This window comes from Streptomyces sp. NPDC029122, from assembly GCF_055569445.1.
Window position 1 is genome coordinate 110,698 of sequence record NZ_JBVHWK010000023.1, and the last position, 19,266, is coordinate 129,963.

At 73.0% G+C, this 19,266-nt stretch carries 17 protein-coding genes and 1 pseudogene; 8 read left to right on the forward strand and 10 right to left on the reverse strand.

Features of this window, described 5'->3' with window-relative positions:
- Nucleotides 1-27: 27 nt before the first annotated feature.
- Both ACZ4WZ_RS24735 and ACZ4WZ_RS24740 read right to left on the reverse strand, forming a co-directional pair.
- The gene (locus ACZ4WZ_RS24735; RefSeq protein ID WP_467893497.1) at nt 28-1,332 is read right to left on the reverse strand and encodes a serine-threonine protein kinase; all 1,305 of its coding nucleotides are present in this window, start codon (nt 1,330-1,332) and stop codon (nt 28-30) included.
- Nucleotides 1,333-1,440: 108 nt separating this feature from the next.
- Nucleotides 1,441-2,688, reverse strand: coding sequence for an exo-beta-N-acetylmuramidase NamZ family protein (locus ACZ4WZ_RS24740; protein ID WP_467893498.1), 1,248 nt, complete (start codon nt 2,686-2,688; stop codon nt 1,441-1,443).
- A gap of 263 nt (nt 2,689-2,951) precedes the next feature.
- Between ACZ4WZ_RS24740 and ACZ4WZ_RS24745 the strand changes: the two genes are divergently transcribed.
- The 4 genes and pseudogenes from ACZ4WZ_RS24745 to ACZ4WZ_RS24760 all read left to right on the forward strand — a co-directional run.
- Nucleotides 2,952-3,722, forward strand: coding sequence for an SDR family oxidoreductase (locus ACZ4WZ_RS24745; protein ID WP_467893533.1), 771 nt, complete (start codon nt 2,952-2,954; stop codon nt 3,720-3,722).
- Nucleotides 3,719-5,515 (forward strand): class I adenylate-forming enzyme family protein, encoded by a 1,797-nt coding sequence (locus ACZ4WZ_RS24750; protein WP_467893500.1) that lies wholly within the window; start codon nt 3,719-3,721, stop codon nt 5,513-5,515. Before ACZ4WZ_RS24745 ends, ACZ4WZ_RS24750 begins: the two co-directional genes overlap by 4 nt.
- A gap of 61 nt (nt 5,516-5,576) precedes the next feature.
- Nucleotides 5,577-6,188 carry a TetR/AcrR family transcriptional regulator gene (locus ACZ4WZ_RS24755; RefSeq protein WP_388943506.1) on the forward strand — a complete coding sequence of 204 codons (612 nt, stop codon included), beginning with the start codon at nt 5,577-5,579 and terminating at the stop codon, nt 6,186-6,188.
- Nucleotides 6,189-7,226: 1,038 nt separating this feature from the next.
- A pseudogene (locus tag ACZ4WZ_RS24760) lies at nt 7,227-7,355 on the forward strand (MerR family transcriptional regulator); the annotation flags it as partial.
- On the opposite strand, the gene ACZ4WZ_RS24765 reads toward ACZ4WZ_RS24760, so the two are convergent.
- The 7 genes from ACZ4WZ_RS24765 to ACZ4WZ_RS24795 all read right to left on the reverse strand — a co-directional run bounded on the left by ACZ4WZ_RS24765 (nt 7,343) and on the right by ACZ4WZ_RS24795 (nt 12,463).
- A complete protein-coding gene (locus ACZ4WZ_RS24765) occupies nt 7,343-8,578 on the reverse strand; it encodes an acyl-CoA dehydrogenase family protein (RefSeq protein ID WP_467893502.1) in 1,236 nt (411 codons plus the stop codon). The pseudogene ACZ4WZ_RS24760 and the gene ACZ4WZ_RS24765 overlap by 13 nt on opposite strands.
- Before the next feature lie 13 nt (nt 8,579-8,591).
- The gene (locus tag ACZ4WZ_RS24770; protein WP_467893504.1) at nt 8,592-9,617 is read right to left on the reverse strand and encodes a phosphotransferase family protein; all 1,026 of its coding nucleotides are present in this window, start codon (nt 9,615-9,617) and stop codon (nt 8,592-8,594) included.
- 132 nt (nt 9,618-9,749) lie between these two features.
- Nucleotides 9,750-10,661 carry an MBL fold metallo-hydrolase gene (locus ACZ4WZ_RS24775; protein ID WP_467893506.1) on the reverse strand — a complete coding sequence of 304 codons (912 nt, stop codon included), beginning with the start codon at nt 10,659-10,661 and terminating at the stop codon, nt 9,750-9,752.
- Nucleotides 10,662-10,785: 124 nt separating this feature from the next.
- Entirely contained in the window at nt 10,786-11,082 is a 297-nt protein-coding gene (locus tag ACZ4WZ_RS24780; protein WP_467893508.1) for a hypothetical protein, read from the reverse strand.
- A gap of 93 nt (nt 11,083-11,175) precedes the next feature.
- A complete protein-coding gene (locus tag ACZ4WZ_RS24785; RefSeq protein ID WP_467893510.1) occupies nt 11,176-11,496 on the reverse strand; it encodes a DUF202 domain-containing protein in 321 nt (106 codons plus the stop codon).
- Nucleotides 11,493-11,891 (reverse strand): YidH family protein, encoded by a 399-nt coding sequence (locus ACZ4WZ_RS24790; protein WP_467893512.1) that lies wholly within the window; start codon nt 11,889-11,891, stop codon nt 11,493-11,495. The genes ACZ4WZ_RS24785 and ACZ4WZ_RS24790 overlap by 4 nt, the downstream gene beginning before the upstream one ends.
- A 20-nt stretch (nt 11,892-11,911) precedes the next feature.
- Nucleotides 11,912-12,463, reverse strand: coding sequence for an NUDIX hydrolase (locus tag ACZ4WZ_RS24795; protein ID WP_467893514.1), 552 nt, complete (start codon nt 12,461-12,463; stop codon nt 11,912-11,914).
- An 87-nt stretch (nt 12,464-12,550) separates the two neighbouring features.
- Here ACZ4WZ_RS24795 and ACZ4WZ_RS24800 point away from each other — a divergent pair, with 87 nt between their 5' ends.
- Nucleotides 12,551-14,206, forward strand: coding sequence for an FAD-binding dehydrogenase (locus tag ACZ4WZ_RS24800; protein ID WP_467893515.1), 1,656 nt, complete (start codon nt 12,551-12,553; stop codon nt 14,204-14,206).
- Nucleotides 14,207-14,222: 16 nt separating this feature from the next.
- Here ACZ4WZ_RS24800 and ACZ4WZ_RS24805 read toward each other — a convergent pair whose 3' ends face one another.
- Complete coding sequence (locus ACZ4WZ_RS24805; protein ID WP_467893517.1) at nt 14,223-14,666, reverse strand: ASCH domain-containing protein; 444 nt, start codon at nt 14,664-14,666, stop codon at nt 14,223-14,225.
- 281 nt (nt 14,667-14,947) lie between these two features.
- Between ACZ4WZ_RS24805 and ACZ4WZ_RS24810 the strand changes: the two genes are divergently transcribed.
- From ACZ4WZ_RS24810 to ACZ4WZ_RS24820, 3 genes are all read left to right on the forward strand, one after another.
- Nucleotides 14,948-15,895, forward strand: a complete 948-nt coding sequence (locus tag ACZ4WZ_RS24810) for a hypothetical protein (protein WP_467893518.1) — start codon at nt 14,948-14,950, stop codon at nt 15,893-15,895.
- Between the two features lie 30 nt (nt 15,896-15,925).
- Nucleotides 15,926-17,476 (forward strand): APC family permease, encoded by a 1,551-nt coding sequence (locus tag ACZ4WZ_RS24815; RefSeq protein ID WP_467893519.1) that lies wholly within the window; start codon nt 15,926-15,928, stop codon nt 17,474-17,476.
- A 218-nt stretch (nt 17,477-17,694) separates the two neighbouring features.
- Nucleotides 17,695-19,134 carry an amino acid permease gene (locus ACZ4WZ_RS24820; RefSeq protein WP_467893521.1) on the forward strand — a complete coding sequence of 480 codons (1,440 nt, stop codon included), beginning with the start codon at nt 17,695-17,697 and terminating at the stop codon, nt 19,132-19,134.
- Nucleotides 19,135-19,266 lie beyond the last annotated feature (132 nt).

Genomic DNA, 19,266 nt, shown 5'->3' on the forward strand with positions numbered 1-19,266 from the left:
GGCGTACGGGTGGCACATGGCCGGAAATCAGCGTCCCATGCGTCCCGCGGTGACCACGATCCGAGCCAGTTCCGCATGGCAGATGTCGCTGTGCGCCCCCGACGGAGCCCCGCCCCGCCGGACCACGGAGCCCGCGTCCACACTGACGCAACCGGCCTCCGGCAGCCCGTCCCGCAGGGCGGCCTCCAGGCTCAGCCGCCGCGCGCCGGACACCGCCCGCACCCCGTCGTGCCCGACCGCGCCCCACCGCTCGTCGAGACCGAGCAGACCGGCCGAATCGCCCGCCATCCGGGAGGCCAGCGGATAGAACACCCGCAGCGCCGAGTCGTGGACGGAGTGGCAGGCCACCACCGGCCCGTCCACCCTGCGCTGGAGTCCGCCCAGTGCGCCGCCGCGCCCCCGGTCGTGAGGCAGCCGCTCGCTGAACGCGTAGTGGGAGAAGGCCCCCTGGAGCAGCGTCAGCGACTTCACGTGCCGGGCGCCGTCCGGTACGGCCCGCAAGGAGAAGGACACCACCCGGGCGCCGAAGCTGTGGCCTATCAGATGGACGCGCAGGGCCGGCCGGCGTCCCGCGAGGTCGGTGAGGACCGGGCCGAGCCCGTGTTCGCCGACCACCCCGGCCCGCTTCTTCATCTCGTAGTACGTGGCCTGGCGCAGCAGCTCCTTGGCACCGCGCCACAGGGAGCGAGGCCCGCCGCCGACGGCGGATCCGGGTACGGATTCCGCTTCGGCCAGGGCCTCGGCCAGCCTCCCGCACACCTCCAGGGTGTCCAGTACGAAAACGGCCGGAACCCCCGGCGCGACGGCGGGAACCCCCGGCGCGACGGCCGGGCCCGCCGGGTCGGCGTGCACCAGCTGCCGTACCAGCGACCCGAATTCGGCGAACGCGGCCGGCGACCGCGGCTGCTCCGCGAGCAGCGCGGCGACCCGGTCCAGCTCCGCCTCCCGTCCCGGCCAGAACACCGCGAGGGCCGCGCGCGCGGCAGCGTCCAGAGCCGTCCCGGGCTCCGCCCCCGGCAGCGCGCCGTGCGGTTCGAAGTCCGGTATCGGCTCGTCAGGGAAGCGGATCGAGGGCCACACCACCCCCACGTACCCCAGCCGCACCCCTGTTCCCACCAGCCCCGGGAAGGGGGCGAAGAAGCGGTCGAAGAGCCTGGTCGAGGTGGGCCGGTCGCTGTTCCAGCCGTGGGCGAAGACCAGCAGGTCCGTCGCCTCGATCCGGGCCACCGCCGCCCTGGCGGCCGGATCCACGTCGCCCTGGGCGTCGAAGGTCAGCTCCCGGTACGGGCCCACCCCGATCCCCGCTCCGGCCGCACCACCGCTGTCCACCATGGCCTCCCCCTTCACGCGCGCAGCCTCCGGTGCTCGCAGCATCCCGCCGCGGGGCCGCGTCGGCCAGACCCGTGACGTCACCGGTCCGTGCGGAAGCCCCCGCCCGCGTCAGGGGTACAGCAGGTACCGCTCCCGCACGGCCGAGAACCGCGCCAGCCCGGCCTCCCAGGCGCCAGCGATCTCCTCCACCCCGGCGCCCGCGTCCACCATCGTCCGCACCCGGTCCGAGCCGGTCAGGCGGTCGATCCAGTGGTCCGCCCGCCAGCCGAACCCGCTCCACACCCGCCGCGCCGTCACCAGCAGCCCGATCCCCGCCCGCACCGGGTCGAAGGCCTCCCGGTCGTGCACCACCAGCCGGACCCCGCCGCAGAGCCTTCCGGCGTGCTTCGAGAACGCGGGCGTGAACCAGGTCTCCCGGAACCACACCCCGGGCAGCCCCAGCCCGTTCGCGGCCTCCGCCCACCGCCGGTCCACGCCCTCCGCGCCGACCACCTCGAAGGGCGTGGTCGTACCCCGGCCCTCGGACAGGTTGGTGCCCTCGAAGAGGCAGGTTCCCGCGTACGCGAGCGCCGTGTCCGGGGTCGGCATGTTCGGGCTCGGCGGCACCCACGGCAGCCCCGTCGCCCCGAAGAACGACTCCCGCCGCCACCCCGACATCGGCACCGTCCGCAGCCGTACCCGTCCGGCGCCCGGGAACTCGCCGTTGAACAGCAGGGCCAGCTCCGCCGCCGTCATCCCGTGTGCCAGCGCGATCGGCTCCCGGCCCACGAAGCTCGCGTACGCCCGCTCCAGCACCGGTCCGGCCGCCCGCCGCCCGCCCACGGGATTGGGCCGGTCCAGCACCACCACCGCCTTGCCCGCCAGCGAGGCCGCGCGCATGCAGTCGTACAGGGTCCAGATGTAGGTGTAGAAACGCGCCCCGACGTCCTGGATGTCGAAGACGACCGTGTCGATCCCCGCCGCCGTGAACACGTCCGCGAGCCCCTGCCCGCTCTTGCCGTACGTGTCGTACACCGGCAGCCCGGTGGCCGGGTCCCGCGTGGCCGCCTCGGACCCGCCCGCCTGCGCCGTCCCCCGGAAGCCGTGCTCCGGCCCGAACACCGCGACCAGGTCCACCCGCTCGTCGGCGTGCAGTACGTCGACCAGGTGGCGGGCGTCGGCGGTGATCCCGGTCGGGTTGGTGACCACCCCGATCCGCTGCCCGGCGAGTTCCGCGTACCCGCCGGCGGCGAGCCGCTCGAAACCGGTACGCACCCGCCCGGCCGTGGCTCCCGCGGCCGCGCCCGCGGGGGCGACCGCCCCCGCCGCCCCCATGGCCCCCGCCAGTCCCAGCACCCCGCGTCGCGACAGAGTCATCCCGCCACGCTAGGCCGTCTCTTCCGGATCTTGCCTGACCCACGCCGCCCGGCGCCGCACCGCACCTCGCCGCGTTGTCGCGGCACCCGAGGACGTCCAGTCATCGGGAGGCGCTCCGCCTTGCGATGCACCGCCCGGCCGACGCGGGCTTGACCGGCAAGATCCGAAAGGGACGACCTAGGCCCCGCACCCTTCCGCCGTCACATACCGACTGGTTAGTCTGCCCGGGATCCGGCCGGTCCGGCAGGCAGTGACGAAAGGTGATCCCCGTGAGCGCGTACCAGGACCAGCGAGTCGTCGTCACCGGCGCGGGCGGCGGCATCGGCGCGGCACTCGCCCACCGCTTCGCCGCCGAAGGGGCCACCGTGGCCGTCAACGACCTCGACCCCGCCAAGGCCGTCGCCGTGGCGGACGCCATCGGCCCCCGGGCGGTCGCCGTCCCCGGTGACGCCTCCACGGTCGCCGAGCGGGCCCGCGAGGCCCTCGGCGGCACGGTGGACGTGTACTGCGCCAACGCCGGACTCGCCTCCGGCGGCGACGCCTTCGCCGACGAGGCCGTCTGGGAGGCGGCCTGGGACACCAACGTCATGGCGCACGTGCGCGCCGCCCGGACCCTGCTGCCCGACTGGCTGGAGCGGGGCGGCGGCCGCTTCGTGTCCACGGTCTCCGCCGCCGGACTGCTGACCATGATCGGAGCCGCCCCGTACAGTGTCACCAAACACGGTGCCCTCGCCTTCGCGGAATGGCTCTCGCTGACCTACCGCCACCGGGGCGTCCAGGTCCACGCCATCTGCCCGCAGGGGGTGCGCACCGACATGCTGACCGCGTCCGGTTCGGCGGGGGAGCTCGTGCTGGCGCCGACCGCGATCGAGCCGGAAACGGTCGCCGAAGCACTGTTCGACGGCATGGAGAAGGGCCGGTTCTTGATCCTCCCGCACCCCGAGGTGGCGGACTTCTACGCCGCCCGCGCGACCGGCCCCGACCGGTGGCTGCACTCCATGAACCGCCTCCAGCAGAAGTGGGAGGGCTCGTGACGCCCCCCGCCACCGGGTCCCCCTACGCCGCCCGGCCCTGGCTGCGCCGGCTCAGTCCCGCCCAGCTGGCCCCCGTGGCACCGCCGCCGAGCGTCCTGCACGCGTTCCGCGCCGCCGCGGCCCGCGCCCCCGGCCGTACGGCCCTCGCGTACTTCGACGGCCGGATCTCCTACGCCGAGGCCGACGCGCTGTCCGACTCCCTCGCCGGGTACCTGGCCGGGCGGGGGATCGGTCGGGGCGACCGGGTCGCGGTCATGCTGCAGAACACCCCGCACTTCGTGCTCGCGGTGCTGGCCGCCTGGAAGGCCGGGGCGGTGGTCGTCCCGCTCAACCCGATGTACAAGTCCGCGGAGGCCGGGCACGTCCTGCGGGACTCCGGTGCCGCGGCGCTGGTGTGCGAGGGCGGGACGTGGCGGGCGCACCTGCGCGCGGCGGTGCCGGGGAGCCGGGTACGGGTCGTCCTGACCGCGCGGGCCACGGACTTCCAGTCCCGCAACGACCCCCGGGTCTTCCCGCCGGCCGACCCGGTCGGCGCCCCCGAAGCCACGGCCGCCTCCGGCGCCCCCGATGCCCCGACCGCCCCCGGCGCCCCGACCGCCCCCGGCGCCCCGACCGCCCCCGGCGCCCCGGCCGCCCCCGGCGCCCCGGCCGCCTCCGGCGACCCCGACGCCCCCGCCGATCTGCTCGCCGTCGCCCGGCAGGGCCGCCCCGCGCCGGCCGATCCGGGGCTCGGCGCTGCCGACGCCGCCCTCATCAGCTACACCTCCGGCACCTCCGGCACCCCCAAGGGCGCCGTGAACCCGCACGGCGCGGTCACCTACAACGCCACCCGGCAGGTCACCGGCCACCCCCTCGCCGAGGGCGCCGGGTACTTCGCCCTCGCCCCGCTCTTCCACATCACCGGCATGGTCTGCGAGCTCGCCGCCTGCTTCGTCAACGCCGGCACCCTCGTCCTCGCGCACCGCTTCCACCCCGGGGCCGTCCTCGACGCCTTCCTCGAACACCGCCCCGCCTACACCATCGGCCCGGCCACCGCCTTCACGGCCCTCGCCGCCCACCCCGACGCCACCCGGGACCACTTCGCCTCCTTCCAGGTGGTCTCCTCCGGCGGCGCGCCGCTCCCGCCCGCCCTCGTCGAGCGCCTCCGCGCCTCCTTCGGGTTCTACCTGCGCAACGGCTACGGCCTCACCGAGTGCACCGCCTCCTGCGCCTCGGTCCCCGCGCACCTCGAAGCGCCGGTCGACCCCGCCACCGGCACCCTCTCCGTCGGGGTCCCGGGCGCGCAGACCCTCGTACGGATCCTCGACGAGCAGGGCCGCGAGGTGCCCCTCGGCCGGACGGGGGAGATCGCCGTACGGGGGCCGCAGGTCGTGCCCGGCTACTGGGGACTGCCCGGGGCCACCGCCGAAACCTTCCCGGACGGCGAACTGCGCACCGGGGACGTCGGGTTCATGGACCCCGACGGCTGGCTCTACGTGGTCGACCGCAAGAAGGACGTGATCATCGCCTCGGGGTTCAAGGTCTGGCCGCGGGAGGTGGAGGACGTCCTCCACACCCACCCCGCCGTACGGGAGGCGGCCGTGGTCGGTGTCCCCGACGCCTACCGGGGGGAGAGCGTCAAGGCCTACGTGACCCTGCGCCCAGGGGCCTCGGCCGGGCCGGCGGAACTCGCCGCGTACTGCGCCCAGCGCCTGGCCGCGTACAAGTACCCGCGCGAGGTCGAGATCCTGCCTGTTCTTCCCCAGACCACCAGTGGCAAGATCCTGCGACGAGAACTGCGCGAGCGCGGCTGAAAATCGTCGGACGGTCGTACAGTGCGGGACAGGTCAGGATCAGGAGAGGAAGGCGAGCACCATGGCCGCCAGGACCACCGAGGGCCCCGAGGACGGAAACCGGGAGACCCCGGTGCCGCAGCGGCTGCTGGCCGTCGCCACCAGGCTCTTCGCCGAACGCGGCTACGACCGCACCTCCGTGCAGGAGATCGTCGAGGCGGCCGGGGTGACCAAGGGGGCGCTGTACCACTACTTCGGTTCCAAGGACGACCTGCTGCACGAGGTGTACGCGCGCATGCTGCGCCTCCAGCAGCAGCGGCTCGACGCCGTGGCCGGATCCGACGCCCCCGTCGGCGAGCGGCTGCGGGCCGCCGCCGCCGACGTCGTGGTCACCACCATCGAGAACCTCGACGACGCGATGATCTTCTTCCGGTCGATGCACCAGCTCAGCCCGGAGAAGTACAAGCAGGTACGGGCGGAGCGCCGGCGCTACCACGAACGCTTCCGCGCGCTGGTCGAGGAGGGGCAGCGCACCGGGGTGTTCTCCACGGCCACGCCGGCCGACCTGGTGGTGGACTACTACTTCGGCTCCGTCCACCACCTGTCCACCTGGTACCGCACGGACGGCCCGCTGACCCCGCACCAGGTCGCCGACCACCTCGCCGACCTCCTGCTGCGCTCCCTGCGCCCCTAGGGGGCGTTTGGAACGAGGGTCCGTGTCTCGCCTCGTGCCGTGATGATCTCGGTGTGGGGCGAGGGTCTTTCAGATGACCAGTGGGCGGTACTGAGGCCGTTGCTGCCGGTCACGTCACCGGCTGAAGCGGAACCGGGCAGTGGCCACCCGGTTCGACAACCTCGCACTCCGCGTCGAAGCCACCGTGCTGGTCGCCGCCATCAATGAGTGGCTGTGACCGTTGGAGTGGTCGTCAGGTCGCCTGGTCGTAGCACAGCGCAGTGACGCGGAGCGTCTGGGGCCCGCTACCGGTGTTCAGGGCGATCGCGACCCAACCACCTCCGCTATCGGCACCGGGAGTTGCCACGAAATCAGAGCTGTTCACATTCCACGAGTCATTGGGCGACGTGGTGAACCCGCCGCCCGTAACCGTCGTCCCCGTCGGGCAGGTCGCGCTTGCGATGGCTGTCTGCCCGGGCTCGACAGTATCGCTCCCGGGAACGGCTTGAAGCCCGGTCAAACCGTTGCCGCTCGGGGGCGGCGTTGTCCCCGTCGCGGAAGCGGACTGGCTGCAATTGATGTTCTGGTCGCCGGTGAAGGAGTTGCCTTGACCCACCTGCCCTGCCGGGAAGCAGGCGAGAGTGATGGAGGGGGTGTTGAGGAGACCGAGGCCGAGCAACCCTCCGTCGCCATCTGCGTGAGCGGCAGTACCGCTGAGGAGTGCGACTGCTGCGACGGCAGCAGCACAAATGGTGCTGACTCTCTTGACTGGCTTCACTCGGTCATCCCTGTTTTGTGCGGGGGCGTCTGTCCCGTGGCAGCTGATCTCTTGGTGGTCGGGTTGCCAGAAAGGATGTCGAGCGGGCGGATCACTCTCACATTCGCCGCACGGAACTTGTGCCGACTTCCCTCGTTCAGCCCTGGCGGTGGCTCCGGATCACCGATGGGCGTCTCCCACCGAGACCCAGAACATGCCCGGCGTCGGCTGTTTCTGCCGTATCCGTGAGCGCCGCCGGGTAGTCGGTCAGAGTCGGGTTCAAGGCCGAAAGCCTGCCCGACGTGGCCGAACCGGCCACCGAGCGGGACCGGATCGACCGGATGATCGGCGACCTCGTCCGCTCCCGCGAGGTGCTGGACGAGGTCATCGAGGCGACCTCGGGCCGCTCCCCGGCTCCCTACCCCCGGTAGCGCCCGAGCTCGCGGTGGGCCAGCGAGCGCTGGTGCACCTCGTCCGGCCCGTCCGCGAGCCGCAGCGTCCGCGCGGCCGCCCACAGTTCGGCCAGCGGGAGGTCCTGGCTGACCCCGGCCGCGCCGTGCAGCTGCACCGCCTGGTCCAGGATCCCCACGACCGCGCGCGGGGTGGCGATCTTGATGGCCTGGATCTCGGTGTGCGCCCCCCGGTTGCCGACCGTGTCCATCAGCCAGGCCGTCTTCAGCACCAGCAGCCGCAGCTGCTCGATGGTGACCCGGGCGTCCGCGATCCAGTTCTGTACGACTCCCTGCGCGGCCAGTTCCTTCCCGAAGGCCGTACGCCCCACCGCGCGCCGGCACATCAGCTCGACCGCCCGCTCCGCCATCCCGATCAGCCGCATGCAGTGGTGGATCCGGCCCGGGCCGAGCCGGGCCTGGGCGATGGCGAAGCCGGCGCCCTCCTCGCCGATCAGGTTCCCCGCCGGGACCCGGGCCCCGTCGAAGACCACCTCGGCGTGGCCGCCGTGGTCGTGGTCCGCGTACCCGTACACCGTCATCGCCCGGCGCACCTCCACGCCCGGGGTGTCGCGCGGGACCAGCACCATCGACTGCTGGCGGCGCGGGTCGGCGCCGCCCGGGTCCGTCTTGCCCATCACGATGAAGACCTTGCAGTCCGGGTTCATCGCCCCCGAGATGTACCACTTGCGCCCGGTGACCACGTAGTCGCCGCCGTCCCGCTCGATGCGGGTCTCGATGTTCGTCGCGTCCGAGGAGGCCACCTCGGGCTCGGTCATCGCGAACGCGGAGCGGATCTCCCCGGCCAGCAGCGGCTCCAGCCACTGCTTCTTCTGCCCGGCGTCGCCGAACTGCGCGAGCAGCTCCATGTTCCCGGTGTCCGGGGCCGCGCAGTTGGTCGCCATCGGCGCCAGATGCGGGCTGCGGCCGGTGATCTCGGCCAACGGGGCGTACTGGAGGTTGGTCAGGCCGGCACCGTGCTCCCCGTCCGCGAGGCCGTGCTCCTTCACGAAGAACAGGTTCCACAGCCCCTGCCGGCGCGCCTCGGCCTTCAGTTCGCCGAAGACGGCCGGGGTGTCCCAGGGCGAGGCCAGCCGCGCGCGCTGCTCGGCGGCGACCGGTTCCGCCGGGTAGACGTACTCCTCCATGAACGCGAGCAGCCGCTCGCGGAGTTCCTCGGTCCGGGTGTCGAATGCGAAGTCCATGCGGCTCGGCTCCTCAGCCTTCCTGAAGGGTGGTCAGTCCGTGTGCGATGAAGACCGGGACCAGCTCGCCGATCCGGTCGAAGCCCGCGCCGACCGTCTGCCCGAGCGTGTAGCGGTAGTGGATGCCCTCGAGGATCACCGCGAGCTTGAACCAGGCGAAGGCCGTGTACCAGGCGATCGCCCCGGTGTCGCGCCCCGAGCGGGCGGCGTACCGCTCGACCAGCTCGGCGGGCGCCGGATGGCCGGGCGCCCCGCTCGTCGTGCTGACCGGGGATTCGGCCAGGCCCAGGTCGGAGCTGTACATCACCAGCAGGCCGAGGTCCGTCAGCGGGTCGCCCAGGGTGGACATCTCCCAGTCCAGCACCGCCCGGATCGTGTCGTCCGGACCGCCGATCAGGACGTTGTCCAGCCGGAAGTCCCCGTGCACCACGGTCGGGGCGGGGGAGCGGGGCAGCGCCCGTCCCAGGGCCCCGTGCAGTTCGTCGATCCCGGGCAGCTCCCTGCCCCGGGAGGCCGCGAGCTGCTTCCCCCAGCGGCGCAGCTGCCGGTCGAGGAAGCCCTCGGGCCGGCCGAAGTCGCCCAGGCCCACCGCCCCCGGGTCCACCGCGTGCAGCTCGACCAGGGTGTCCACCAGCCCCAGGACCGCCCGCCGGGTGCGCTCGGGACCGATCGCCGCGAGCTGTCCGGCGGTCCGGTACGGGACCCCGTCCACGTACTCCATGACGTAGAACGGCGCCCCCAGCACCTCCTCGTCCTCGCACAGCAGCAGCGGCCCCGGAACCGGTACGGCCGTCCCGTGCAGGGCGGAGATCACCCGGTGCTCGCGCCGCATGTCGTGCGCGGTGGCCAGGACGTGCCCCAGCGGAGGCCGCCGCACCACCCAGCGGGCCGCACCGTCGGTCACCTCGTACGTCAGGTTCGACCGGCCGCCCTCGATCAGCCGGCCGCTCAGCGGCCCCGCCGTGAGCCCGGGCAGCGCGGCCTCGAGGTGGCCGCGCAGCCGTCGCAGATCGAGGCCTCGGGGATCGGCTGGGCTCATGGGGCGCGCCTCCGTACGGGTCGACGACGGGGTTCTCGGTCCGAGGCCATCATGCCGACCAGTCGGTATGCCGTCCATAGGGTGGCCGGAAGAACTCCCTCCCGGCCCGGCACCCTCAGGTCGCGGGCCCCGTCACGCGTGACACAGGATGGGCGTGCCGCCGTTCATCACCGTCATGTCCCGCAGCACCGCCATGATGTCCAGCGGCGCCCCCTCCGGCTCTCCGGCCAGCTCCGCGTACGCCCGGTGCAGGTTCGCGACCAGCCGTTCGCTCTCCCGCCAGGCCGCGAACTCGCCCAGGTCGGCCCCGCGCGCCACCTCCAGCGGGGTGAGCCCCTTCTTCCGGCCGTCCCGGGCCAGTTCGGCCACGTACCGCAGGTAGCGCTCCGTCTCGTCGTACGCCGAGGCGTCGGTCAGCGGCCCGTGTCCGGGTACGACGGTCTCCGCGTCCAGCGTGCGCAGCAGTTCCAGCGCCCGCAGCGAGCCGGCGAGGGAGCCCATCGCGAGGAACGGGGTGCCCCCGGAGAAGACCAGGTCCCCGGTGAACACCACCCGCTGCCGGGGTAGCCACACGACCGAGTCCCCGGTGGTGTGCGCCACGCCCGGATGGATGACCCGGACCTCGGTGTCCCCGACGTACAGGGTCAGCCGGTCGCTGTACGTGAGGTCGGGCGCGGTGATCCGTATCGCGCCGAAGTCGGTCGCGGGCCAGATCAGCTCGAGCTGGTGCCCGGCGGCGAGCTGTTCCGCGCGCGCGTTGTCGTGCCCGACGATCAGGGCCCCGGGAGTGAAGGCGGCGTTGCCGTAGGTGTGGTCGCCGTGGTGGTGGGTGTTGACGACCGTCCGGGGCTGCGGGACCCCGGCCGCCGCGACGGCCCCGCGCAGGGCCAGCGCCCGCCGCTCGGTGGCGGCGGTGTCGACGAGCAGGGTGCTCCCGCCGTCGCTGATCCAGCCGGCGTTGTTCAGGCACCAGCCCCCGTCGGGCTGGACGTAGGCGTACACCCCGGCCGCGGGCTGGACGACGTACGGCTCTTCGACGGTCATGGACGCTCTCCCCGGGTCGCTGTGACAGGCGGTCAGCATCCTGTCAGCCCGGATCCGGGCCGGGCGGAGCGGGGCGGGGGAGAAACGGGGGCGGCCCGCAGCGCGGGCCGCCCCCGCTGGTCGGTCAGTGGTCGTCGTAGTGGCCCTCGTGCTCGGCGTGCCGGTGCCCGTCGTGCAGGTAGTCCAGGTGGTCGCCGTGCCGGACCGCTTCGTGCCCGCAGCGCTCGCCGTGTTCGTGGGCGTGCCCCTCGTGCGGGGCGTGCCCGGAGGGCTCGCACTCGTCCCAGTGCCCCGAGTGCTGCCGGTGCAGGTGGCCGTCGTGCGCGTAGTCGAGGTGGTCGTCGTGCTCGAATGCCGTGTGCCCGCAGCCGGGGCCGTGCTCGTGGGTGTGCGTGGGGTGCTCGTGGTGCAGGGTCGTCATGGCGCCGAGGCTAGTCCGCTACGGCCCGGATCACCCGTTATGCCCGTGGGTGTCATCGTGGCGCGGCACTGTCCCGACCATCGGACCAGCGGCTCAGAGGATGACCGCCATCGCGAACACCGCCAGGCCCACGGAACACAGCACCGCCCCCAGCGCCACCCGCGGAGCGAGCCCCGGCGGCCGGGCCCCGGCCAGCTCCCGCACCCGCCGGTGCGCCACGGCCAGGAAGGCCACCCAGATCAGCGCGATCACCGCCGCCCCGGCCACCTCCGTCCGCGAACCGGTGCCGTGCAGGGCCTGGCGCAGCGCCAGCACCGCCGTGACCGAGCAGGCCAGCGTCGTACGCCGCCACGCGAGCCGCGTCCGCTCCGGCTGGAGCCCCGCGTCGCGCGGAGCCGCCCCGGGAACGCTCACCGCCCGCCCGTCCAGCCCAGCAGCACGACCAGGACCATCACCCCGGCCACCAGCCCCACCCCCAGGCCCAGCACCACGGGGAACCGCGACACCGGCAGGTCCTCGCCCCGCCGCATGGCGCGCTCGCACCGCATCCAGTGGTTCACGGCCCGCAGCGCGCACGCCGCCCCCACCGCCAGCAGCGCGAAGGCCATCCCCACCCGCACGCCCCACCGCAGGTCCGGCAGGAACTGGTCCACCGCGAACCCGCCGCCCACCAGCGCCAGCGCGGTCCGGATCCAGGCGAGGAAGGTCCGCTCGTTGGCGAGGGAGAAGCGGTAGTCCGGGGTCTCGCCCTCGTCCCGCAGCCGCTGCGGTGCGAACCAGAGCCGCACGTCCTTGACGAAGTCGATCACGTGGCCAATTTACGTCCCCGTCACCGACCCGGCGCGCCCTGGGTCCCGCCCTCTTCCCGGAACGCCCGGAACGCCCGCAGCCGCCGGTACGCCTCCAGCCCGTCCGGCACCCACGCCCACTCCCCGCCGGCGATCCTCCGGTCCAGCTCCTCCAGCGGCAGCCAGGTGTGCCAGTCCACCTCCGAGGCCTGCGGGGCCACCGGCAGGGTGCACCGCACCTCGTGCACGTACGACCACCAGCCCCCGCCCGGCCCCTCGTACAGGAACTTGAACAGCGGCTCCGGACGCGGCAGCCCGCTCACCCCCAGCTCCTCCTCGGCCTCCCGCAGGGCCGCCTGCGCGTACTCCTCCCCGGTGCCCAGCACCCCGCCCACGAACATGTCGTAGTGCGAGGGGAAGACCAGCTTCGAGGCGGTCCGGCGGTGCACGAACACCTGCCCCCGCGCGTCCGTGGCCAGGACGAACACGCACCGGTGGAGCAGTCCCCGGCCGTACACCTCGCCCCGGGGGGCCTGCCCGACGACCCTGTCGTTCCGGTCCACCACGTCCAGTACCTCGTCAGCGGGATCCATGGATCCATCCAATCACCGCTGTTGACTGGTTACCGCTCCGTGGCAAAGGATCTGCCCCACCACCGAGCGACCGGAGGACCGGCAGGCATGACGTACGACGCTGACGTGATCGTGATCGGAGCGGGCCTCGCGGGTCTCGTGGCCACCGCCGAGCTCGTCGACGCGGGCCGCAGGGTGATCCTCCTCGACCAGGAGCCCGAGCAGTCGATCGGCGGGCAGGCGCACTGGTCCTTCGGCGGCCTGTTCTTCGTGGACTCCCCCGAGCAGCGCCGGATGCGCATCAAGGACAGCCGCGAGCTCGCCCTCCAGGACTGGCTCGGCACCGCCGGGTTCGACCGGGAGGAGGACGCCTGGCCGCGCCGCTGGGCCGAGGCGTACGTGGACTTCGCGGCCGGCGAGAAGCGCTCCTGGCTGCACTCCCGGGGGGTGCGCTTCTTCCCGGTGGTCGGCTGGGCCGAACGCGGCGGCTACGACGCCAACGGCCACGGCAACTCCGTGCCCCGCTTCCACATCACCTGGGGCACCGGGCCCGGCCTGCTGGAGCCCTTCGTGCGGCGGGTCCGCGCCGGAGCCGCCCGCGGGCTGGTCCGGTTCGCCTTCCGCCACCGGGTCACCGGGCTCTCGGCCACCGCCGGCGCCGTGGACACCGTCACCGGCGAGGTCCTGACACCGTCGGACGCCGTACGGGGCACCGCCAGCGGCCGCGAGACCGCCGGCGCGTTCAGCCTGCGGGCCCAGGCGGTGATCGTGACCAGCGGCGGCATCGGCGGCAACCACGACCTCGTGCGCGCGCAGTGGCCCGACCGCCTCGGCACCCCGCCCGCGCGGCTGCTCTCCGGGGTCCCCGCGCACGTGGACGGCCTGATGCTGGGCATAGCCGAGGCCGCCGGGGCCAGCCACATCAACAAGGACCGGATGTGGCACTACACCGAGGGCATCGAGAACTGGGACCCCGTCTGGCACCGGCACGGCATCCGCATCCTGCCCGGCCCCTCCTCCCTGTGGCTGGACGCCACGGGCAAGCGGCTGCCCGTACCGCTCTTCCCCGGCTTCGACACCCTCGGCACCCTCGACCACATCATGCGCACCGGCCACGACCACACCTGGTTCGTGCTCAACCAGCGCATCATCGGCAAGGAGTTCGGCCTATCCGGCTCCGAGCAGAACCCCGACCTGACGGGGAAGTCCGTGCGCGAGGTGATCAACCGGGCCCGCCAGGCGGTCCCCGGACCGGTCAAGGCCTTCATGGACCGCGGCGCGGACTTCATCGTGGAGCGGGACCTGTCGGCGATGGTCCGCCGGATGAACGAGCTCACCAAGGAGGACCTGCTGGACGAGGCCACCGTCCGGCGCGAGATCACCGCCCGCGACCGGGAGATCGCCAACCCCTTCACCAAGGACCTCCAGGTGACGGCCATCCACGGGGCGCGCAGGTACCTCGGCGACCGGCTGATCCGCACCGCCGCCCCCCACCGCATCCTGGACCCCGCGGCGGGCCCGCTGATCGCCGTCCGGCTCTCGATCCTCACCCGCAAGTCCCTCGGCGGCCTGGAGACCGACCTGTCCTCCCGCGTCCTGACCTCCTCCGGGGAGCCGCTGCCCGGCGTCTACGCGGCCGGCGAGGCCGCCGGCTTCGGTGGCGGGGGCGTCCACGGCTACCGCGCCCTGGAGGGCACCTTCCTGGGCGGGTGCGTCTTCTCGGGCCGCGCCGCGGGCCGCGCCGCGGCCCGGGCCGTCGGCTGAGCCGCCCGCCCAGGGCTTAGGGCGTGTCCGGGAGGGGAACCGGGTCGGGGAGGAGACGGAAGCGTTCGGCCACGACCAGGGTGTCGTCGTCCACCGTGAAGTCCGGATCGCCCATCTCCGCCCGCAGCGGCTCGCTCTCCCAGAAGCCCTCGTGAGCGGAGCGCCATTCGGCCACCGAGGCGAAACCCTCGCCCTCGTCCAGCGCGAGCCGCAGATCGACCTCGGCCAGCCGCAGCACCCGTACCTCCGTCACTTCCAGGACCCGCAGCGGCTGCTCGCGGGAGTCCACCAGCACCATGCGTTCCCCGGGCCGGGGCAGTGGCTCGCCCTCGGCCTCGTACCACTCCATCAGGCCCGTCGTCGCGGTCTTGGCGCCGCTGAGCACGGCGGCCACCAGCCGGTCGCGCTGTTCCCCGGGGAAGCCCAGCTCGAAGGGGCGCAGATCGTGATAGCTCGTCATGGCAGCCACCCTACGGACGGCCCCCCGCAGGTCACACCTGCATTTCGAACCGTCGCATGCGTCCCAACCCGCCCCTTCTGCGTACCAGTTGAATCGCGCCACCCGCTGGACCGGACCTTGACTCGGAGCTGTACCTACCGGTTTGCTGTGCGTGATCATCCGGATTGACCACCGGCGTGATCAAGCCGCGTCGTCGGCACCCCACCCGCACCACCCGTACCACCGTGCGTACACCCGTGTACGCAGTCCACCCGCGCCCGCGTCCTGGAGGGAACCCGCGGATGTCCCCGCCGCCGCCCCTCGGCCGCGCCCGCAAGCGGGACGCCCAGCTCTTCGACCCGGCGCTGTGCGATTCCGAACTCGTGAGCGTCCGCAGTCAGTTCACCCAGGGCCGCTGGGCCAAGGCCCGTACCCTCCTCGTCACCACCGGCGACGACTGGGACCGCCGCGGCCACCGCCTCGTCGTCCTCGCCCAGACCCCGGCCGCCACCGCCTGGGCCGGCGAGTGGCTGCTCGCCGAACCCGACAGCGCCGACGCCGCCACCCTCCTCGCCTGCGCCTCCGTCTTCACCGCCCTGCGCGGCAAGAGCAGCCCCGAGGCCGCCGACGAGGCCTGCCGCCGCGCCGCCGCACTGCTCCCCGCGGACCCCACCCCCTGGCTCGGCCTCCTCATGCTCGCCCGCGCCTTCGGCACCGAAGAGGAGTTCAGCCGACACTTCGACCAGGTCCGCGCCCGCCACCGCGAGCACCACCACGCCCACCACCTCATGGTCGCCAAGCTCGCCGAACGCACCCCCGCCGCCGGCCTCGACCCGCTCCACGAGGTGTACGACTTCGCCGCCTGGGCAGCCGAGGAGTCCCCGGCCGACTCCCCCCTCGCCGTGCTGCCCGTGATCGCCCACGCCGAGCGCTTCCGCGTCCTCGCCGCCGCCCGGGGCGGCGCCACCAACGAGGCCGCCGCCGAGCACTGGACCGGCCGGCGGGCCCGCCAGGTCCTGCGCTCCGCCTTCGACTGGTGGCTGGAGTGGGAACGCGAGGACCACCCCCGCAACCGGGTCGACCTCAACTTCCTCGCCCACGCCAAGCTCTGCGAAGGCCGTCCCGCGGAGGCGGCCGCCCTCTTCCACCGCATCGGCAGCCACGCCACCCGCGCCCCCTGGTCCTACCCGGACCGTGATCCGCAGAAGGCCTTCCTCGCCGCGCGCAGTGCCGCGCTCGGCACCGCCTGACCAGCCAGTCACCCCCGAAAGGACCCTGCCATGCCGACGGGCAGATCCACCACGCTCCCAGCCGACTCCGCGGCCGAGATCCGCACGTACAAGGGCCAGGACCGCGCCCTGCGCGCCGACCGGCTCGGCACGGCCGGACTGCTGCTCTCCGTCCTCGCCGCGAGCGCGCCCCTGATGGTCGTCGCAGGTGTCATGCCCACGATCTTCGGGGTCATGGGCATCGTCGGCCAGCCGCTGCTCTTCGTCATCCTCGGCGTCGTCCTCGCCCTGTTCGGCATCGGATACGCCGAGATGAGCCGCCACGTCCACAACGCCGGCGCCTTCTACGCCTACATCGCCCGCGGCCTCGGGCCCACCGCCGGCGCCGCCGCCTCCCTCGTCGCCCTCGTCGCCTACAGCGCCATGCAGGTCGGCGTCTACGGCATCCTCGGCTTCGAGATATCCGGCCTCTTCGCCACCTACCTCGACACCCAGGTCGCCTGGTGGATCCCGGCCCTGCTCGCCGTCGCCGCCACCGGCGCGCTCGGCTGGCTCAAGATCGACCTCAACGCCAGGGTGCTCGGCGTCCTGCTCCTCATCGAGTGCGCCCTCGTCGTCGTCTTCGACGTCGCCGCCCTCGGCGAACCCGGCCCCGAGGGCCTCTCCCTGCAGGCCTTCGACCCGGCCGCCCTCGGCGGAGCGGGCCTCGGCACCGCGCTGTGCTTCTGCATCGCCGCCTTCGTCGGCTTCGAGCAGTCCCCGGTGTACGCCGAGGAGACCAGCAAGCCGCACATCGTGGTCTCCCGCGTGATGTTCCTCGCCATCGGCTTCGCCGCCGTCTTCTTCGCCCTCAGCGCCTGGGCCCTCACGGTCGCCGCCGGCCCCGCCGGGATCGTCAAGGCCTCCGCCGAGGCCGGGCCCGGCCTGCTCTTCGAGCTCACCCGCAGCCGCCTCGGCGGCGCCTTCACCGACGTCCTGCACGTGCTCTTCGTGACCGGCATGTTCGCGGCCATGCTCAGCTTCCACAACGTCGTCGCCCGCTACGCCTTCGCGATGGGCCGCGAGGGCCTGCTGCCCGCCCGCTTCGGGCGCACCAACCCGGGCACGGGCGCCCCCGCCACCGGCTCCCTCCTGCAGACCGTCGTCGCCGCCGTGGTCGTCCTCCTCTTCGCCGTCACGGACTCCATGCCGGCCGGCGACCCGACCGCGCCCGTCCTGCACCTGTTCACCTGGATGGGCAGCGTCGGAGCCCTCGGCGTGACCGTCCTGATGGCGGCGGCCTCCTTCGCCGTCATCGCCTTCTTCGTCCGCCGGGGCACCGCCGGCGCCCAGGTCTGGCGGCTGGTCGCCGCGGGCCTGGCCGGCCTCGCCCTGGTCGGCATCGCCCTCTACACCGTCAAGGACTTCGCCCTCCTGGTCGGCGCCGAGCAGGGCTCCGCGCTGAGCTGGGCCCTGCCCGCGGTCATCGCCGTCGCCGCCCTGGGCGGACTGGTCCACGGGCTGCTGCTGAAGTCCCGCCGCCCCGAGGTCCACGCCCGGATCGGCCTGGGGAACGAGGCCTTCCGCCTCGACCAGGCCGCGGAGGCCGCACCGGGCGCCTGAGGGCCCCTGCCTCGCATTCGTACCCCTGGGTAGCCCCCGGAGACCGTTTCCATGGTCGCCGGGGGCTCACGGGCGCAGGAGGCCGATTTTGGCGGGGGGCCGAAGCTCATGGTCTCCTGGGTCGACAAATCACCGGAACCGCTGCACGGGGGATACCACCCAGCTCCCCCGCACACGGCCCGGCCTTCCTGTCCGACCCCACGAAGGCGACCTTCCGCATGAGCGATCGCACCTTGACCGAGCCCCCCGCCAAGGCGTCCCCACGCCCTGTCGACGCCGGTGACGAGGGCTACAGCAAGGACCTCAAGTCCCGCCACATCAACATGATCGCCATCGGCGGCGCGATAGGCACCGGCCTCTTCCTCGGCGCCGGAGGCCGCCTCGCCGGCGCCGGCCCCTCCCTGGCCATCGCGTACGCGGTGTGCGGTGTCTTCGCCTTCTTCGTGGTCCGGGCGCTCGGCGAGCTCGTCCTCTACCGCCCCTCCTCCGGCGCGTTCGTCTCGTACGCGCGCGAGTTCATGGGGGAGAAGGGCGCCTACACGGCCGGCTGGCTGTACTTCCTCAACTGGTCCACGACCACTGTGGCCGACATCACCGCCGCCGCGACCTACGCGCACTTCTGGTCGATGTTCACCGACGTCCCCCAGTGGGTGCTCGCCTTCATCGCCCTGGCCGTCGTCCTCACCGCCAACCTGATCTCGGTGAAGTACTTCGGCGAGATGGAGTTCTGGTTCTCCCTGGTCAAGGTCGCCGCCCTGACGCTCTTCCTGCTCGTCGGCATCTACCTCGTCGCCACCAGCCACGACATCGGCGGCAACACCCCGGGCCTGGCCAACATCACCGACAACGGCGGCATCTTCCCCTCCGGCGTCCTGCCGATGCTCCTGGTGATCCAGGGCGTGGTCTTCGCGTACGCGTCCGTCGAACTGTGCGGCGTCGCCGCCGGTGAGACCGAGAACCCCGAGAAGATCATGCCGAAGGCGATCAACTCGATCATGTGGCGCGTGGGCATCTTCTACGTCGGCTCCGTGGTCCTGCTGGCCCTGCTGCTCCCGTACACCGCCTACTCGGCCGACCAGAGCCCCTTCGTCACCGTCTTCGACAAGCTCGGCGTCCCCGGCGCCGCCGGCGTCATGAACCTGGTCGTCCTGACCGCCGCCCTGTCCAGCCTGAACTCCGGCCTCTACTCCACCGGCCGGATCCTGCGCTCGATGGCCATGTCCGGCTCCGCCCCCAAGTTCACCGGCGTCATGAACAAGGGGAAGGTCCCCTACGGCGGTGTGCTCTTCACCGCAGCCTTCGGCGTCGCCGGCGTGGGCCTGAACTACTGGATGCCCGGCGAGGCCTTCGAGATCGTCCTCAACCTCGCCTCCATCGGCATCCTCGGCACCTGGGCCATGGTCATGATCTGTTCGCTCTTCTTCTGGCACCGCGCGAAGAACGGCCTGGTCGAGCGCCCGTCCTACCGCCTCCCCTGGGCCCCCTACACCCAGATCGTGACCCTGGTCTTCCTGGTCGCGGTCCTGGTCCTGATGTGGAGCGACGGCGGCGTCGGCCGCACCACGGTCATGTTCCTCCCGGCCATCGCCGCCGCCCTCGTCGGCGGCTGGTTCCTGGTCCGCCGCCGCGTGGCGGAACTCGCCGCCGCCAACGACTGACCTCCACAGCGTACGAGAGGCCCCCGGGCCGGGATCAGGGCGGTTTCTAGGGGTCGTGGCAACACGTGGTCGGTTGATCAGGCCGCGAGGAGTTTATGCAAACGCTCGGCTGGGGTTTCCCAGCCGAGCGTT

Excerpts from the sequence above, each read along its gene's own strand:
- ACZ4WZ_RS24735 (WP_467893497.1), bottom strand. The coding sequence starts at position 1,332 with ATGGTGGACAGCGGTGGTGCGGCCGGAGCGGGGATCGGGGTGGGCCCG.
- ACZ4WZ_RS24740 (WP_467893498.1), bottom strand. The coding sequence starts at position 2,688 with ATGACTCTGTCGCGACGCGGGGTGCTGGGACTGGCGGGGGCCATGGGG.
- ACZ4WZ_RS24755 (WP_388943506.1), top strand. The coding sequence starts at position 5,577 with ATGGCCGCCAGGACCACCGAGGGCCCCGAGGACGGAAACCGGGAGACC.
- ACZ4WZ_RS24765 (WP_467893502.1), bottom strand. The coding sequence starts at position 8,578 with ATGGACTTCGCATTCGACACCCGGACCGAGGAACTCCGCGAGCGGCTG.
- ACZ4WZ_RS24770 (WP_467893504.1), bottom strand. The coding sequence starts at position 9,617 with ATGAGCCCAGCCGATCCCCGAGGCCTCGATCTGCGACGGCTGCGCGGC.
- ACZ4WZ_RS24775 (WP_467893506.1), bottom strand. The coding sequence starts at position 10,661 with ATGACCGTCGAAGAGCCGTACGTCGTCCAGCCCGCGGCCGGGGTGTAC.
- ACZ4WZ_RS24780 (WP_467893508.1), bottom strand. The coding sequence starts at position 11,082 with ATGACGACCCTGCACCACGAGCACCCCACGCACACCCACGAGCACGGC.
- ACZ4WZ_RS24795 (WP_467893514.1), bottom strand. The coding sequence starts at position 12,463 with ATGGATCCCGCTGACGAGGTACTGGACGTGGTGGACCGGAACGACAGG.
- ACZ4WZ_RS24800 (WP_467893515.1), top strand. The coding sequence starts at position 12,551 with ATGACGTACGACGCTGACGTGATCGTGATCGGAGCGGGCCTCGCGGGT.
- ACZ4WZ_RS24805 (WP_467893517.1), bottom strand. The coding sequence starts at position 14,666 with ATGACGAGCTATCACGATCTGCGCCCCTTCGAGCTGGGCTTCCCCGGG.
- ACZ4WZ_RS24810 (WP_467893518.1), top strand. The coding sequence starts at position 14,948 with ATGTCCCCGCCGCCGCCCCTCGGCCGCGCCCGCAAGCGGGACGCCCAG.
- ACZ4WZ_RS24815 (WP_467893519.1), top strand. The coding sequence starts at position 15,926 with ATGCCGACGGGCAGATCCACCACGCTCCCAGCCGACTCCGCGGCCGAG.
- ACZ4WZ_RS24820 (WP_467893521.1), top strand. The coding sequence starts at position 17,695 with ATGAGCGATCGCACCTTGACCGAGCCCCCCGCCAAGGCGTCCCCACGC.